General features: G+C 37.6%; 16 protein-coding genes. 13 read left to right on the top strand and 3 right to left on the bottom strand.

Going from position 1 to position 16,863, the window contains the following annotated elements; genetic code table 11:
- The first annotated feature begins 208 nt into the window (after positions 1 to 208).
- The 12 genes from DRF67_RS04370 to DRF67_RS04315 all read left to right on the top strand — a co-directional run bounded on the left by DRF67_RS04370 (position 209) and on the right by DRF67_RS04315 (position 13,709).
- The gene (locus tag DRF67_RS04370; protein ID WP_115927000.1) at positions 209 to 829 is read left to right on the top strand and encodes a DUF5715 family protein; all 621 of its coding nucleotides are present in this window, start codon (positions 209 to 211) and stop codon (positions 827 to 829) included.
- Positions 830 to 891: 62 nt separating this feature from the next.
- The gene (locus DRF67_RS04365; protein WP_228435731.1) at positions 892 to 1,659 is read left to right on the top strand and encodes a hypothetical protein; all 768 of its coding nucleotides are present in this window, start codon (positions 892 to 894) and stop codon (positions 1,657 to 1,659) included.
- A 25-nt stretch (positions 1,660 to 1,684) separates the two neighbouring features.
- Positions 1,685 to 2,308 (top strand): hypothetical protein, encoded by a 624-nt coding sequence (locus DRF67_RS04360; protein ID WP_115926996.1) that lies wholly within the window; start codon positions 1,685 to 1,687, stop codon positions 2,306 to 2,308.
- A 62-nt stretch (positions 2,309 to 2,370) separates the two neighbouring features.
- Complete coding sequence (locus DRF67_RS04355) at positions 2,371 to 3,090, top strand: sensor histidine kinase (RefSeq protein WP_228435730.1); 720 nt, start codon at positions 2,371 to 2,373, stop codon at positions 3,088 to 3,090.
- The gene (locus DRF67_RS04350) at positions 3,059 to 3,736 is read left to right on the top strand and encodes a response regulator transcription factor (RefSeq protein WP_115926994.1); all 678 of its coding nucleotides are present in this window, start codon (positions 3,059 to 3,061) and stop codon (positions 3,734 to 3,736) included. Before DRF67_RS04355 ends, DRF67_RS04350 begins: the two co-directional genes overlap by 32 nt.
- A gap of 140 nt (positions 3,737 to 3,876) precedes the next feature.
- A complete protein-coding gene (locus DRF67_RS04345; RefSeq protein WP_115926992.1) occupies positions 3,877 to 5,241 on the top strand; it encodes a phospholipase effector Tle1 domain-containing protein in 1,365 nt (454 codons plus the stop codon).
- Between the two features lie 334 nt (positions 5,242 to 5,575).
- Positions 5,576 to 7,507: an ABC-F family ATP-binding cassette domain-containing protein gene (locus tag DRF67_RS04340; RefSeq protein WP_115926990.1), complete on the top strand. Its 1,932-nt coding sequence runs from the start codon at positions 5,576 to 5,578 to the stop codon at positions 7,505 to 7,507.
- A gap of 147 nt (positions 7,508 to 7,654) precedes the next feature.
- On the top strand, positions 7,655 to 8,011 hold the full coding sequence (locus DRF67_RS04335; protein ID WP_165851736.1) for a hypothetical protein: 357 nt from the start codon (positions 7,655 to 7,657) through the stop codon (positions 8,009 to 8,011).
- Between the two features lie 264 nt (positions 8,012 to 8,275).
- Entirely contained in the window at positions 8,276 to 10,660 is a 2,385-nt protein-coding gene (locus DRF67_RS04330) for a TonB-dependent receptor (protein WP_185142049.1), read from the top strand.
- A gap of 26 nt (positions 10,661 to 10,686) precedes the next feature.
- On the top strand, positions 10,687 to 11,241 hold the full coding sequence (locus DRF67_RS04325) for a hypothetical protein (RefSeq protein ID WP_115926988.1): 555 nt from the start codon (positions 10,687 to 10,689) through the stop codon (positions 11,239 to 11,241).
- 169 nt (positions 11,242 to 11,410) lie between these two features.
- Entirely contained in the window at positions 11,411 to 12,745 is a 1,335-nt protein-coding gene (locus DRF67_RS04320) for a trigger factor (RefSeq protein WP_115926986.1), read from the top strand.
- A gap of 277 nt (positions 12,746 to 13,022) precedes the next feature.
- On the top strand, positions 13,023 to 13,709 hold the full coding sequence (locus DRF67_RS04315) for a hypothetical protein (RefSeq protein WP_115926984.1): 687 nt from the start codon (positions 13,023 to 13,025) through the stop codon (positions 13,707 to 13,709).
- 817 nt (positions 13,710 to 14,526) lie between these two features.
- Here the strand turns inward: DRF67_RS04315 and DRF67_RS04310 are convergent.
- Together DRF67_RS04310 and DRF67_RS04305 are read right to left on the bottom strand one after the other, a co-directional pair.
- Positions 14,527 to 15,111, bottom strand: a complete 585-nt coding sequence (locus DRF67_RS04310; protein ID WP_115926982.1) for a DUF3109 family protein — start codon at positions 15,109 to 15,111, stop codon at positions 14,527 to 14,529.
- A gap of 6 nt (positions 15,112 to 15,117) precedes the next feature.
- Complete coding sequence (locus DRF67_RS04305) at positions 15,118 to 16,023, bottom strand: DUF6427 family protein (RefSeq protein ID WP_115926980.1); 906 nt, start codon at positions 16,021 to 16,023, stop codon at positions 15,118 to 15,120.
- Between the two features lie 42 nt (positions 16,024 to 16,065).
- Here DRF67_RS04305 and DRF67_RS04300 point away from each other — a divergent pair, with 42 nt between their 5' ends.
- Positions 16,066 to 16,299, top strand: a complete 234-nt coding sequence (locus DRF67_RS04300) for a DUF6341 family protein (RefSeq protein WP_047434770.1) — start codon at positions 16,066 to 16,068, stop codon at positions 16,297 to 16,299.
- A gap of 83 nt (positions 16,300 to 16,382) precedes the next feature.
- Here the strand turns inward: DRF67_RS04300 and DRF67_RS04295 are convergent, their stop codons facing one another.
- On the bottom strand, positions 16,383 to 16,820 hold the full coding sequence (locus tag DRF67_RS04295) for a universal stress protein (RefSeq protein WP_115926978.1): 438 nt from the start codon (positions 16,818 to 16,820) through the stop codon (positions 16,383 to 16,385).
- Positions 16,821 to 16,863 lie beyond the last annotated feature (43 nt).

The following is a 16,863-nucleotide window of genomic DNA, read 5'->3' as shown; positions in this document are numbered from 1 at the left end:
TTAAAAATGTAACTCAAATGTAAAATTTATATCTTAAAGTAGAAAGGTTATTCTGAAAAAATATTTTGAAAATAAACGTGCGAAAATTACAAATTCTACAATTTGGTTTGATGTTTGTTTGGAATTTCCCATTGTAATATTATCGACAGAATTGGAAGACACAACATAAATGTTTTATTTTTCGTTGGTAATTTTAAATGAACGGTTAATGAAAAAGTTTCTTTGTGTGGTCTTCGTACCTTTTATTTACAGTTTACATCATTCGCAGGCGGCAAAAAAATCTTTTCCCTGTTATGATCTTTCCTCCGTTTTGAAGGTGGAGCCCACTGCTCTTTACAAACCGCATCTTGACGCCTCCAAAAGCTTCAGCGTCCATCTGCTCAAAGATTCAAAAACAGTACAGAAGTATATCAACAATGGTAAATTTCATAAAATAAAAAAAACAGGAAAGGGCTATAAGGTCCAGAAACTGAGTTACAGCAGACCTTATATGGTTTCCAAGGCGAAGACAACCCTCGAGAAAATTGCCTCCAAATTCAGTAAAGACACCAAGGGCGGTACTTTTACAGTATCATCAATCACCAGAACCCTAGAGGACCAGTGCAGACTTCGAAGAGTGAATTCCAATGCCTCGCTGGGAATAAGCTCCCATAATTATGGAAATTCTTTCGATATCTCGTACATCCGATTCAACGATGTTCTTAAATACAATCCCAAGATGGAGGTGGCTCTGGAAAAAGTACTAAAATACTACGCAAATGCTGGTAGAATTTTCTATATAAAGGAAAAACAACAGAGCTGTTATCATATAACAGTGAGAAATTATTAAAATTCTTACTTGCATAACATGCGCAGTTTGTATATTTTTATACGACTAAAAAAGCCATGATTATGACAAGATTAAATAGCGAAGATTTTATGCTGCCCAAAGAAGAATGCAAGGCGGCCACGGAACAGTGGAGTCTCCATCTTTCCAATTTTAATGAATTGAAAAGAATCATTCCTACCAACTATATTTTCGAAATCGGCAGAGAACATCTTACCTGGATGAAAGAAAATAGCGGATATGAGGAATTCTGTGCTGCCATGGGCGTTTACAAAGATCAGGTAATCATCATTCTTTATCCTATGGATGAGAGAGGCGTGAGAAAAAATATGGATCAATATCCTTGCAGCTTGCTTTGCCCACTTCAGGAAGACCTGAAGCTGCAGGAAATACAGCAGTATACCGTTGTAAAAAATGCATTGCTTTCCAAAGACCTCCAAAATATTGATAAAACCGCAGATATGTCTTTCCCGATTTCCAATAAACCGGTTCTTGAGCAGGATAAGGCGATAGATGCCATTGAAAAATGGAGGAATGAAGGAATGGATTGGTTCAATATGGAGTGCAAAGATTATAAAGGAACCCGGATTTTTACAAAGTTCTACGTTCCTACAGCAGACCTCTGCCTTTCCAATGCCGGATTGAAAAGAATCGTATGCTCCTTCGGACTCAAATACAATGAAGTCTATGGAAGAATGCTGGTTACTCTTGTTTTTATTTCATTCCTTGAAAATCTGAAAAATACAGGAACCAGTGCCTTTACTGAGGCCAATACCTACGACTGGGCAAAACCATGCCCGCCTATTTGCCGTTTACCGGAAGTTGAATTTTAATTATCAAAATATCGTATAAATAGGAATGGCTGATCTGTATAAGGCAATTTTATTCCTGAACTATGGACTGCTTCTATCTGTATTGTTTCTGGGAGCAGCACGGTATCGTATACTCAATAATAAAGAAAAGCCGTATTTTTATTATATCGCTTTTCTTTTTTTTATTGAACTGCTGAATTTTGTTCTGCCCTATGTTTTTAGACTGAATGATACCTCTTTTCTCTATCCCTTTTATATTGCCGGGGAGTTTTTTCTGTTAACAGGATTAATGATTAGGAGACTGAATCTTCCTCAATATTTTCTTATCGTATCAGCAGCGTTGGCTGTAGGATTTATGGTTTCGAAGTATGGCTTTAACGATCCTGCCAATGCCGATATTGCAAAGGTAATATCCAATATTATCATCATCTGTCTTTCAGGACTTACCCTGATTCATGAGATAAAAAATACATCCTTTCAAAACCGGTTTCTTTTGGCAGATGCCAGTATTTTTTTCTACTACTCGGTTTCTGTATTTATTTTCATCATCCAGCATCAGATTGCCAACCTGTCAGAAAACGATTACTATCTTATTCTCAGTGCCAATAATATTCTTTCAAGTATTTTGTACTGTTCACTCTTATATATATTCATCAGATTAAAGAAGTAACCTTAAATATCAACCTGCTGATTCTTATAATTGTTACCATAGCAATTATAGTCTCTTTTATTATGTTGGCCTACAGAGCCTTTATAACCAGGATTATCAAGGAAAAAAATGTACGGCATCAGGCGGAAGTTCTTCATCAGAAAAAACTGGTATTGGAAAACATCAAAGCCCAGGAAGAAGAAAGAAAGAGAATTGCAGTGATGATCCATGATGATATCGGAAACCGGCTCAATATTCTTTCCCTGTGGCTCAATAACCTCGATACCCAGGGAGATGAGCTGATCAAAAAAAATATCTACGGGCAGATGTCTTCCCTGATTGATGCAGCCAGAAGTATTTCTCACTCACTATATCCCGTTAATCTGGAATCGGTAGGGATGGTGCTGTATGTGGAAGAACTGATTGCTAATCTTTCCCATAAAATTAATATCTCCCTGCAGGTAATGCCGGGATATGAAAAGAAGGACCTCTTTGTAGAAGTACAGTTGTACAGGATTATCCAGGAATTTACCACCAATGTCATCAGGCATTCATCAGCAACTGAGGTATGGATATATATCAAAGATTATGCTCAGAACATGACTGTAGTGATCTCAGATAACGGACAGGGCTTTGAGTACGAAGAGGTAAAAAAAGGAATGGGCATTAAAAACATAGAATCCCGGATCAAATCAATGAATGCCTTGCACAAATGGAAAAAAACTTTTTTAAAAAAAGGAAGTCGTTTAATTATAAAAATTCCAAAAAATCATGAGTTCCCAAATAAAAATAGCCCTGATTGATGATGAACAGCTGATCCTGGAAGGGGTAAAAATGCTGCTGTCCAATGAGAAGAATATTTCCGTTTCTCTTACCGGAGATAGCGGTCCCGACTTTATAGAGAGTCTGGCTCTTCTTTCCGGAGAAGAGTTTCCCGATATCGCCCTGGTAGATGTTCAGATGAAACCCATGAACGGCTTTGAGCTGGTAGAAATTCTCAAAGAGAAATATCCTGATCTAAAAATTATCATCCTTTCATCACACTATAAAACCTCTATTCTCGGATACATGGTCAAGCTTGGAGTCTCTGCATTTCTTCCCAAGAATTCCAATAAGAAAACCTTCATTGAGGCAATCACAATGGTGGATAAAAATGGAGTGTACTTTACTGCAGAAGATCACCAGATGCTATTTACCTACATGAACAGCTCCGCCAAGAAAAACTCCCTTTTTGAGACGGAAGATGAACTGTCTGAACGAGAAAAAGATGTCGTAAAGCTTATCTGCCAGGAGTTTACCAATAATGAAATAGGGGAGAAGCTCTTTATAAGCCCCAGAACGGTAGAAAGCCACAGGCAGCGTATTCTTGAAAAAATTGGCGCCAAAAATACGGTGGGCATTGTTATTTATGCTATTGTAAACCATATTTACTCCCTTGAAAAAATATAAGTGATTCCGTAGAAATACGGAATTTTTTATTTGGTACTTTTTACTCTAGCGTAATGATCTTTTCTTCTGTTATTTTGAAATGTCTCTTTCAGGGATTTTATATGAAAATAAAACACAGATAATACAAAAGAAATAAAAGCATGAGTGGTAGCAGTGTAATTTCCGTTGGGATTTTTTTTGACGGAACCGGAAATAATGGCGTCAATGTTTTCTCAACCGATAAACCATTGAATAATAACGAAAGCTACTATGGTGCCTTCACCAATATCTATAAACTTTACCGTCTCTTCAATGGAACTGAAAAAATATATATAGAGGGAATAGGGACCGTTACAGGAAAGGAAGATAGTAATTTTGCAATGGCTACGTGTGCCAATGCTCCCTATAGTAATGGCTATTCTTCGGATGATAAGCTGGAGAAAGCAGAGGACTTTATCCGAAAGGTCATCAGCAATGGAGACCTGGAATATCATTTTTACCTGTACGGATTCGGAAGAGGAGCTATGCTGGCAAGAACCTTCTGTCATCAGCTTTTGGCAAGGTATTCTCCGGAAAACTGTAAGATCAGATTTTTAGGCGCTTTCGATAGCGTAGAATCAAAGCCATTCAATACTTATGATCTTAACCTCCCTCATCAGGTGGAAAATGCCCTTCATATTTGTGCGGTGAATGAATCAAGGTTCTTTTTCCCGCTGACAGGTTTTTTTGAACATTCAAAAACGAGGGAGGATCAGGAATATAAAAATCAATATTCTGTATGGAAAGAAATCTTTGTTCCAGGGGCTCATGCTGACGTGGGAGGCGGATATCTGGAAGGGCCTCAATCGGTATATATTTCTACAGATTTTGTAAATCCTGATGAACTCAGGACTTATGTTTCTGATCTGAGAAATTCAAAAACAGATGCAGAAGGAAATAAGATCTGGGATGCTTTGCTTTCAGATTACAGGGTGGAAACAGTAGACCGCATTTCGCAGGCTTATCTCTGTCGGGATAAGATTTATACAGATCTTTCAAAAGTATATGGAAAATTAATGCTTGAAGAAACCAATTTCATACATCCGGTTTTCAGTACTGAGAACAACATCTATTTTGAAACTGATGAGTGTAGGCATCCTGTGATCAAAAAAATTTACAGGGAACTTCAGGGGTATGTAAAAGATCTTTCTACAGCACGAAAGCCGATATACCCTTACGAAGAACTAAAAGATTACATCCATATTTCCGGTAATTTCGGTTTGTACAGTACCCGTTTTTTAGAAAGAACAGATTATGAAATCAATGTAGAGCTTATCAATAACGGGCTGAATGTATCCAGCAGCACTTCAGTAGATCAGAATACCCATACCAGGCTTTCCGTAGAGCTTCATCTGCCCGAAGACAGCTTTATTGCAGACTTTCTCTATGGGACCAATGTTCCCAATAACGATATCTGGACCCGTTACATTGTAAGAACGGCACCTGTAAAAATAAACGAAATCAATAACAGTACTTCTCAATTTTAAATTTAGGTTTGGGGCATCTTTACAGGTGTCCCTTTTTCCTGGCTGGGTCGATCGTGAATGTTTTTATGGATTAGGCTCTGAAGGTGGGGCTAGGCAAAAAGTTAATGTGAATAGAAAAAATATCTGTTTCTCTCCCCACTTTGTACTTAATCCGTTTGATCCATCCGTATACATTACAAAGTCTTTCATAAGGATACACTTTAACATAGCCTTTTATAGGACCGTGAAAAAAAGAAGGTCTTTTTCACTCACTTTTTTATTTCTGGGCTATTCATTTCTTTTTCCGTATTTTTGCACCCGAAAATTCATTATTCATTACTAATTATCAATTACAATGCTTTCGGTTCAAAGTTTAGGATTACATCATTCGGGAAATTATTTATTCCAAAATGTCAATTTCACCATCAAAAAGGATGATAAAGTAGGTCTCGTAGGAAAAAATGGTGCGGGAAAATCTACTTTATTAAAAATGCTGTCGGGTGAAATTAATTTCTACGAAGGGGAGGTCATCACAGAAGGAAGCGTTACCATCGGTTTCCTGAAGCAGGACCTCGATTTTGTAAAGGGAAGAACGGTATGGAATGAGACGATGCAGGCTTTTGAGCAGATCAATGCATGGAAAAATGAGCTGGAAGAGGTAAACCACCAAATGACGGTCAGAACAGATTATGAAAGTGATTCCTATACAGATCTGATCAATAAAATGACAGAACTGAATGATCTTTTGATGAACCATGACGCCTATAATCTTGAAGGTGATATGGAGAAAGTATTGTTTGGTCTCGGATTTAAAGCTGATGATTTCCAGAAAATCACCGACGAGTTTTCCGGAGGATGGAGAATGAGAATCGAACTGGCAAAATTACTTCTGCAGAAGAATGATATTATGCTTCTCGATGAGCCTACTAACCACCTCGATATGGAATCCATTATCTGGCTTGAAAACTTCCTGAAAGACTATCCCGGTGCCATTGTTCTGGTAAGCCACGATAAGCAGTTTATGACTGCAGTTTGTAACAGGACTTTTGATATCAACAATAAGAAAGTTGATGACTATAAAGCCAACTATACCAAATATCTTGTGATGAGAGAAGATCGACGTGAAAAACTGATTCAGGCCAAAAAGAATCAGGACGCGGAGATCAAGCAGATGGAAGATAATATTAATAAGTTCCGGGCAAGTGCTACCAAAGCATCCTTCGCCCAGTCACTGATCAAAAAGCTGGATAAGATAGAAAGGATAGAAGTGGATAATGAAGACGTTTCAAAATTCAATATCCGTTTCGTACAGTCTATGGTTCCCGGAAAAGTAATTTTTGAAGCGGAACATTTAGGAAAAGCGTATGGAAATAAACAAATCTTTGATGATGTGGACTTCATCGTGCAGAGAGGAGACAGAATTGCCCTTCTGGGACAGAATGGACAAGGGAAAACAACTTTAGCCAAAATTCTGGCAGGTGATATTAAAGATTATTCAGGAACCTGGAACCTGGGACATAATGTAAACATTGGTTATTTTGCACAGAATCAGGAAGAGGTTTTAACGCCAAACAAAACTGTTCTGGAAGAAGCGGAGGATGCTGCAACAGAAGAAACAAGACCTAGAGTGAGAGATCTTTTAGGATCATTTCTGTTCCAGGGTGATGCCGTTACCAAGAAAACAAAAGTACTTTCCGGAGGTGAAAGAAACCGTCTGGCACTATGTAAACTGCTCCTTCGCCCTTTCAATACACTGATCATGGATGAGCCTACCAATCACCTGGATATTCAGTCTAAGGAGATTATTAAGCTGGCTTTACAGAATTTTGAAGGGACCTTGATTGTAATCTCTCACGACAGGGAATTCCTTCAGGGACTTTGTGATAAAATCTATGAGTTCCGTGATGGGAAAATGAAAGAGTTCCTGGGTGATATCAACGAATATCTTGAATACAGACAAAAAGAAACCATCAGAGAAATTTCTGCAGAAAAAGCTAAGCTTCATCAGGAGGAAGTAAAGGTAGAACCCAAAAAAGCCGAAGAGAAACCTGTCATTAGCGCTAGCCCCACTTCCGGTATAGTAAGCAAGGAGCAGAAAAATATTCAGAATAAAATAAAAAAGGTTGAGGAAAGAATCTCTGAGCTTGAAACAAAAATAGAAGAAATGGAAGGTTCTTTTGCAAAGGAAAATCCTTCAGAAGAAACCCTCGAAAAATACAATAAGGCTAAAGAAGAACTGGATACCGCGCTGCAGGAGTGGGAATACCTGGGGACTCAGCTTGATTAACACTAAATTAAAAATGCTTCATACCCAAAAAATATGAAGCATTTTTTGTAACATATTGTAATTTTTATCCACTTATCATCAAAAATAACATCAGTAATTTAATGTAAGTTTAAGCTAACAGTTAAATTATTTTCATACTTTTGAAGAATGATTTTTAAAGAAAGCAGAAATTTAAAGAGTTTTATCTCCAAGCTTTTGTTTGGAGTGTATTTTCTCGCGCTGCTTTCTCAAAGCTTTCACCATCATGACTCTGTAGACTATTTTAAAGGTTTTAATCTTAAAAAGACAGAGAATACGATGGCGCAAGCCAACCATAAAGAGAAAGCCGGCGACTGTTTGGCCTGTCATTTTTTGGCTACCGGCCATACACTGGCTCCTGAAGATTTCAGTTTTACTTTTGAGCATTATACGCACGAGGTAAAACAAATCATCGCCATTCAGGAGAAAATCTGGTCCCAGACCAAATTCACCTTTCAGCTTCGGGGACCTCCCGCACTTTCATAATTCATAGATTCTATAGGGTTTAAAGTTTAATACTTTAAAGTTCAATGTTTAATGCTTAAAATTTAAAGTTTTTAGTTTTATCGTTGTTAGAAAACAACTGGTAGTTGTAATGATATTTAATACCGTTAAACTACTTGTTTCTGACTTCTTGTTAAGGCATTTTACTTTTTACGTTGTACAACGTACATTTTATAATTAAACCAACCCTTCCAACAAATTTTAACGAAAATGTACCTGAAAGGGTGCGCAATCATTCTATTTACAATGAAATTGATATATTGCCTGCTGCTGATCTTTTGCGGATCAGTATTTACGAGTGCACAAAAAACGTATACCGTACAAGGAACCGTACAGGATTTTCATGACAAAACAATGCTGGAAAATGCAGTCGTGAAGATCGGTGGTTTCGCAATGAAAACCGACAAAAAAGGTAAGTTCTCTTTTGACAAAATCCCTGCAGGGAAGTATACACTCATTGCCAAACATCCTGATTGCAATGATTATACTGAAAATATAGGAGTTGATCAGGATCTTCACATTACCATTACACTGGAACATCATACCGGAGATATTGAAACCATTACTTTGCATGGAAGTCATAAGTCTAAAGGTTCCATGATTATGAAAACACTGGATAAATCGGAAATTGAAAGGAATTCCACAGAAAATCTCGGAAATATTCTTTCAAGGATTTCGGGGGTAGCGGTGTTGAAGACCGGAAATAATATCACCAAACCGGTTATTCATGGTCTTTATGGGAGCCGGATTTCCATTATGAATAATGGGGTGAAGATGGCAGAGCAGGAATGGGGAGCAGAACATGCTCCCAATGTGGATGTCAACGATTTTGAACATATTGATGTCATCAAAGGAGCATCTGCCCTGAAATATGGGAATGACGGAATCGCAGGAGTCGTTCTTCTGGAGCCTGCCGTAGCTCCGAAGAAAGATACGATAATGGGAAATGTGAAGCTGTCCGGAATCTCTAATGGCAGAGGCGGTGAGATTTCAGCTAACGTGCTGAAATCATGGGAGAATCAATGGTTTGTAAAAGCTGGTGGAAGCTATAGAAAACTGGGAGACCTTTATATTCCGCACCACACCCTTCAGAATACCGGAGCAGAAATAAATTCTTTTAATTTTTCCTTTGGAAATCACAGCTTTATGCAGGGATTTGATGTTACCTACAACGGAATCAATCAGGATTTCGGGATTTACAGGGGAGCACACCTTGGTAATGCTCGTGATATCTACAATGCAATGACACTGGGACAGCCTTATTATCTGGATGATTTCAGCTATAATATCGGTTATCCAAAGCAGAATGTGGAACACCACATTGTAAAGCTTTCTGCTTATAAACGTTTTGCCGACTTTGGAAAAATTACATTCCAGTATAGCTTTCAGCTGAACAGACGTAAAGAATATGATGTCCGAAAAGGAGATCTTAAAGATACTCCTTCTATGGACCTCAGGCTGATTACCCACTCCGCAAGCCTTACCCATCTTATAGAACGGGCAAATTGGAGTCTGGAAAGTGGTATTTCAGGAGGCTTTCAGGATAATTATCCCAATCCCGGCACTAAAGCGAGGCGTTTGATCCCTGATTATTACAGATATGATGCAGGAGCTTTTTCCGTATTCAAATATAGGTTTACACCAAAACTGAATGCCGAGGCAGGAGTGAGATATGATTTCAGCAGATATGATGCTTATAAATATTATGATGCTAAAGAATGGGATGACAATTATGCCGATGTTTTTCCACAGTTCTTTGTACAGAAAAACGGAAGCAGAGTCTTAACCCGTCCCGTAATTGATTATCATAATTTTTCTGCCAATATCGGCCTGAATTATAAACCTGCTAAAGATTTTGATATCAAATTCAATTTCTCACGAATGAGCAGAACTCCCAACCCCGCAGAATTGTTTGCGGATGGGCTTCACCACTCTGCAGCCATCATTGAGAAAGGAAGCTTAAAGATCAATAAAGAAGTGGTCTATAATGCTAATCTGTCACTCACAGGGCATTTCGATGTTTTGAAGGGCCTGCAGGTGGAAGCCAACCCCTATATGATGTTCTCAGACAGTTTTATCAATCAGATTCCCGTAGGTATTCTCGATACCAATAGAGGTAGCTTTGCCGTCTGGGAATACCAGCAGATCAAGGCAAGAATCTACGGAATTGATGCCGATGCACAACTGAATATCCTGGATAACTTAAAGTGGAATACCAGCTTTAGCGCGTTAAGAGGAGATGATCTTACCAAAAATGAACCATTGATCCTGATGATGCCAATGAACCTTAGAAATTCACTGGAACTGAAGCTGAACAAACCTTCCAATTTTTATATCAGACTGGAAAATGAAAATGTATTCAAACAAAACCGTTTTCCGATAACCGATCAGCAGGTACAGTTTATTGATAATCAGGAATTGGTAACCCGGATTATAGATTATAGCTCGACTCCGGCAGCCTATTCCATATTTCATGCTTCAGTAGGGGCAGACCTATGTAAAAACCTGAATCTGAATTTCAGAATCAACAATATTTTTAACAGAGAGTACAGGGAATATCTTAACAGACTGAGATATTATATGCCTGAGACCGGACGAAATGTCGTGGTTACTCTTAAATACAACTTCTAACAATTAATATTTAAAATTAAATTAAAATGAAAAAATTATTCAACATATCGCTTTTATTATTCGCTGCTATCTTATTATTCTCTTGTCGTGACGGAAATAATGATATTCCGGAAGATATCCATGAGCACGAGGAAATAGGAAAGGTAGTAGTGACTGTCACCAATAAAGCGACGGGAGAAAAGCAGACCGCAAATGTCATAGGCGGAGTCGCTGCGGAACACCTTCACCTGAACCAAGGACAGACCTATTTGGTCAACCTGGATTTCCAGATCAAGCATGATGATCATTATCACAGCTCTGATGAGATCGTGGAAGAAAAAGATATGCACTTTATCACCTACAAATTTACAGGAGCTGATATCAAAGTAAAAAGAGCTGCCGATGATATTGTAAGAACAGACGGTAAAAAACTGGGTCTAAAAACAGAGTGGACTGTATCTGCTTCGGCTGCTGGTAAGGCTAATATTGTTCTTGTTCACGGACCTACTGCCGTAGATGATAATACTCCATCACCTGATAACCAGTTGGGAAGCACCATAGGTGGAGAAAGTGATGTAGATATCCTTATTGATTTTCATTAATACGAAACACTCTGAAAAGAGTATTTCAATCTTGTCATATAATAATTTGGGAAGCCACTGATTTTTCAGTGGTTTTTTTATTTAACAATATTTGGCTGTATAAGTTAATTTTAAATGGGTGATTTTCATAAAAAATTCATATTTTTGCAACCTAAAATTTTAATCAATAATGAAGGTTACCGCACAAAACCATGATGATGTAAGTGCATTGCTTACAGTGACATTGGAAAAATCTGACTACAAAGAAAAAGTAGAGAAGCAGTTGATTAATTATGCTAAAAATGCGCAAGTTCCTGGTTTCAGAAAAGGGAAAGTGCCTTTGAGTATGGTTAAAAAACAATATGAAGCAGGTATTGCATTTGAAGAGATCAACAAACAAGTTTCTGATGCTTTGAACAACTATGTTAATGAAAACAAATTAAGATTAGTTGGTCAGCCTATTCCTCAGCCAGTAAACGAATTCGACTACAATGCGGATCAGCTGGAAGTTGCTTTCGAAGTAGGATATGAGCCTGCATTCACTATAGATTTAGCTAAATATGAAGCTCCTCACTACAAAGTAGAAGCTTCTGAAAAAGAAATCAGCAAGAGTATTGAAAACATGCAGAAGCGTTTTGCTGAGCAGGTTCCTCAAGATAAAATCACTAAAGATTCTTACATTGCTTTAGAAGTTTCTCAGGTTGTGGAAGAAGATGCTGAAGGAGAGCACCACCACCATCCGAAGAATGTTACCATTACCGCTGAAAACAAAGAAGCTTTCAAATTGGTAAAAGCTTTGAAAATGGACGGATCTGTAAAAGTGACTAAAGAAACACTTGCAGGAGATGAAGAATTAGCTAAAGAATTAGGTTTCAGCAAAGAGGAGGTAGAACATCTTCACCACAATGAAGTAGAAGTAAAAGTAAAAGACTTTTATTCATTAGATCTTGCTGAGCTTAATCAGGAGTTATTTGATAAAGTATATGGTGAAGGAAACATCAAGTCTGAAGATGAGCTTAAAGAAAAAGTAAAAACTGAATTGGATGAGTATTTCCAGCAGAATGCTGATGTTCACTTTGTGAATAAGGTATTGGAGCAGGTTAATGAGAAAGAAGAAGTAAAACTTCCTGAATCATTCCTTGTGAAGTGGTTATTATTCTCTAACCAGAATATCCAGTCTGATGATCAGGCTAAAGAAATTCTTGAAGCTGAAAAAAGCCAGTTGAGATACCAGATCATCGAAGGTAAACTGATGACTGATAACGAAATCAACCTTGATTATGCTGATGTATTGGCACAGGCTGAGCAATTGGTGAAAAACCAGTTGGCAATCTACGGAATCCACCACCTTGGAGATGAGGAGATCCAGAAATATGCTGTTGAAATGCTGAAAGATCAGGAGCAAGTAAGACAAATCTCTTCTGAAGTAGCTATGGCTAAACTGAAAGATGTAATTCTTGAAAAAGCAAGCAAAAAAGAAACTAAAATTTCTCACGACGAATTTTTAGAAGAACTTAAAAAGTAATTATATTACGATATAAATATTTGAAAACCGCCAGATCTGGCGGTTTTTTTATCATATATGCAGACAGATAGTTTTTCATTCAGTATGACTTCAAGAGCATTATTCGGCCTTCTTATTTCCTGGAAGAACAATGGAGGTAATTCCTTATGTAAAGATGATCGTTGTCTTTAAATCAAATAAGTTTCCATTGGAATGTCTCTTACCCTGATTTATTGATTATCCTGATGTATGTCCGTCAATATTCATATATTTACCTTCTAAAAACTTATTATAGTATATGAAAAAGATCATCATTCCGTTTTTCTGTGCCGTGCTTTTTTCCGTTCCGGCTACAGCTCAGAAAAAAGAAGCTGCCTCTGTAAAGACTGAAGCAGTAAAATCGAAATTAACACCTAAAGAGGTTATTGATAATTATTTCAAAGCCCTGGGAGGAAAAGATAAATTGGAAGCTGTAAAGTCTACGATTACTGAAAATACACTGAGCGTACAGGGAATGGAAATTACGATGACGACTAAGAAATTAGGAAACAAATTCAAGTCTGTACAATCTTTGATGGGCCAGCAGATGGTTCAGCTTTTTGATGGTGAAAAAGGCTATTTTGACCAGATGGGAAACAAAACTGATATTCCTGCAGATAAGATTGCTGATCTTAAAAAAGGAAGACCGGTAGATGCCCTTGCTTTTGATGTGGCTAATTTTAAAGAGGTAACTACAGAGAAACTCGATGGCAAAGACTACAATGTACTGTCTTCAGATAAAGGTAAGTTTTACTTTGATGCGGCAACAGGGCTTTTATATAAAACCAATGCGGCAGAAGGTAATGTAACTGTTAAAAGCTATATGACCGCAGACGGATTGAAATTCCCTGCAGAAGTGGAAGCAGAAGGATCCGGACAGAAGGTGAATATCAAAACCACAAAAGTTGTCATCAACTCTGGAGTTACAGATGAAGATTTCAAATAAAATTCTTTTTACATTATAAAAGCCGGGTATTCCGGCTTTTTTTTATATACGACAGCCAATATGCATACTGGGAAATGCGTTGGAAACGGTACCGGAAGACGAATAAAAAAGACTTCTTCACACAGTTATAAAGGTAGACAGTCTTTCGCCGGATCAGGTACAAAAGTTTTGGGCCACCAGGCAAAAAGTTGAGTTAATGTGAATAGGAAAAATACTATTGGGATGGTATACCCATCACTGTTTGACTCTGTAAAAATAGTATTCACCGACTGAAGGGAGATGATTTTCGATTGTAGCGTATAAGTAAAAATAATTAACCACAGATAATACTGATTTTCACAGATTTTTGAGCATAAACTTTAAGGGAACTTTGTAGCAGAGCCATGGGAAATAGTTGTAAGTAAACCTTTAACCGACCTAGAAATCAGGAGCGTTAATAAACCTTCTAAGGTTCGCCGATTCAAATAAAAAATAAAAATCAGAGGCAAAATTGACCTTGAATCCGTTAAGAAATTTCCAGTGTCTGAGCATGGCCATTCTATTGAGTCGAAGAACCAATGTTGAATCCATGCGAGTTTGGAAATTTTAGGAGGCAAGGTCAATTTTTAGCGGATGATTCCAGTCTTGAATTTTTGTATACTTTTGTTTGACTCCGTCGAATCTTCGATTTCAAGGCAAAAGTATAAATAGAAAAACACTCAGTTTCTCCTCACAACTTTTGTACTTGATCCCTCACCCAAAATCCATTATGGATAAAACAAAAAACCGCAGATAAATAGTCTGCGGTTTATGTATTAAAGTTCAAGGCTCGGGGCGGTTACGAACCATATTCTTTTTTCCATTCATCAGCGGCTCCGCTGAGAACAGAATAGAATTCTTCACCGTACTTTCTGATCAATGGTGTTTTCAGGAATTTGTAGACAGGGACCTGAAGTTCTTTCCCAAGCGTACAGGCATCACTGCATACATTCCACTCATGATAGTTCAAAGCGGTAAATGCCGAGTATTCTGTAATCCGGATAGGATAGAGGTGGCAGGAAATAGGTTTCTGCCAGTCTACGGCTCCGTCTTCATAGGCTTTTTCAATACCACACTTTGTAATTCCTTTCTCATCGAATGTCACATAAGCACATTCACGGTCCTCCACCATAGGAGTAACGTACATTCCGTCGTGTGGATCAGTAGTCCATGTTCCCTGCTCTTCTAGGGCTTTAATGCCTTCCTGGGTTAGGTAAGGCTTTATTTTGTCAAAAATACCGTCCAAGATTTCGAGCTCGTTCTTGTCCAACGGAGCTCCTACATCACCTTCCACACAACATGCGCCCTTACATTTTGTAAGGTTGCAAACAAATTCTTCGGAAAAAATTTCCTCAGAAATCAATTTATCGTCTATCTGAATCATAATTTTTTAAAATAAATCAAAAACTGTACCTGCCTTAAAGGTTATCAGGCTGAAAATAATTAGCCATAAACCGGCCTCCTGCATCCAGTATTTTGGTAAAAATCGGATCATTCTGCTCAGGATGATGCTTGAAGGGAACGCCAGAAGCAGTAGGTATTCATAGCTTTTATTCATATACAGGATGATCGAAACAAGCTGGGCCACCGAAAAAACAAGGAGGAACGTATATTTGTACCTGCTTATCGGACTTTTTTTATTATAGTTTTTAAAATGGTCATATACCGCATATATCAGCATAAGAATTACTGGAATCAGCGGTAAAAGCTCAGTATAATCTGTCACAGGTTTCATTTTTCCAAACGGAAAATAATCAATGTTCCACGAGGTAAACTGCACGAAATACATCACGGAAAAATAGCTCAATGCAATCAAGACTGTTCCCAGAAGGAACCTGAAAATATTTAAACCTATCTTAGCCGAAGTAGCAATCACATGGATAATCACAAAAACAGCCATGGGCCACGTGGTGGGAAGAAAAATAAAGTTCAATGCTACAATTGATCCTACCAGTACATACGACTTCTTTCTGATATCTTCATCTGCACTGGTCAGAAGCAGAAGCAGGAAAGAGTTGGTAAGCAGGGACACCGCAATTCCTATATCCAGATTTCCTGGATAAAGCCCAAAAACAAAAATCGTATATAAAAAGAGAGGCAGATGGGTCTGATAATTAAGGGCTATACTGTGAAAACAGAAATATCCCAAAGCAATTCCCAGAAAAGTAATTCCGGCAATAATTGCTTCATATGTATTGAAATTCAGTATGTTAAATATTATGACTACTAAAAGAAGAAAACCAATGTAAACAGGAATTGAAAAAATATTGCTTTCTTTTGAAAGTAATTTAAACATTTTTTATAAATTTGTACAAAGTTAATTTAAAAAAGGAAAATAATGACGTCTTTCTTTCTATTCTTAAGTAAAGTTTTCAAATGGACTTTTGGTTTTTTTGATGCTTTCGGAAATGTTTTAAACTGGATCTTATTTATCGTTTGTTGTGTACTGTTTACATACTGGTGCTATGTACTGGTGGTGACACTAGGCGGCGATAAAGACAAAGACTATTATTCTCCAACGGAAGGTAAGCACCCTTACTACGATCCGAATATCTACAAAAAAGAAGGTTAATTAATTGGTTATATAGTAAAAAACCGATCAAATTAAATAATTTGATCGGTTTTTTTATTACTAACGATTAAAATTTCTTTTGTTTAGTCATGAATTGGAAGTACCAAAACAGGAACTGTAGAACTTTTGGTAAGCCCTTTTGTTAAGCTTCCGACGAATACATCATAAATTCCGCTTCTGCCATGTGATCCCATCACAATATAATCGGCATTCTTTGCAGCAGCGTATTCCAGGATAATATCTTTTGCCAGCCCCTGTTTTAAAAGGTGCTCACAATCTACATCCTGAGCGATGATTCTCTGTTCAATTTTGTTGAGCTGAACCAGCTCTTCCCTGATTTCGTTGGCTTCCACTTCCGGAAAATATTGAAATCCCATATCACCAATGGCAAAGCCAATATCTGATGGTGCTACATGGATCAGGTAAATTCTCCCGTTAAGCTGTTTTGCAAATTTTATGGCACCGTCTACCAGTTGGTCTGTCTTGTCCCCAAAATCTACGGGTAATACAATATTTATCATAACCTCTAATTTTGTTACCTAAAGATATGAAAAATTTGCTAAA

The sequence above is a fragment of the Chryseobacterium pennipullorum genome, from assembly GCF_003384725.1.
GTDB classification, from domain to species: Bacteria; Bacteroidota; Bacteroidia; order Flavobacteriales; family Weeksellaceae; genus Chryseobacterium; species Chryseobacterium pennipullorum.
Note: the sequence above shows the minus strand (reverse complement) of the source record. Positions and strands in the feature narration are given on the sequence as shown.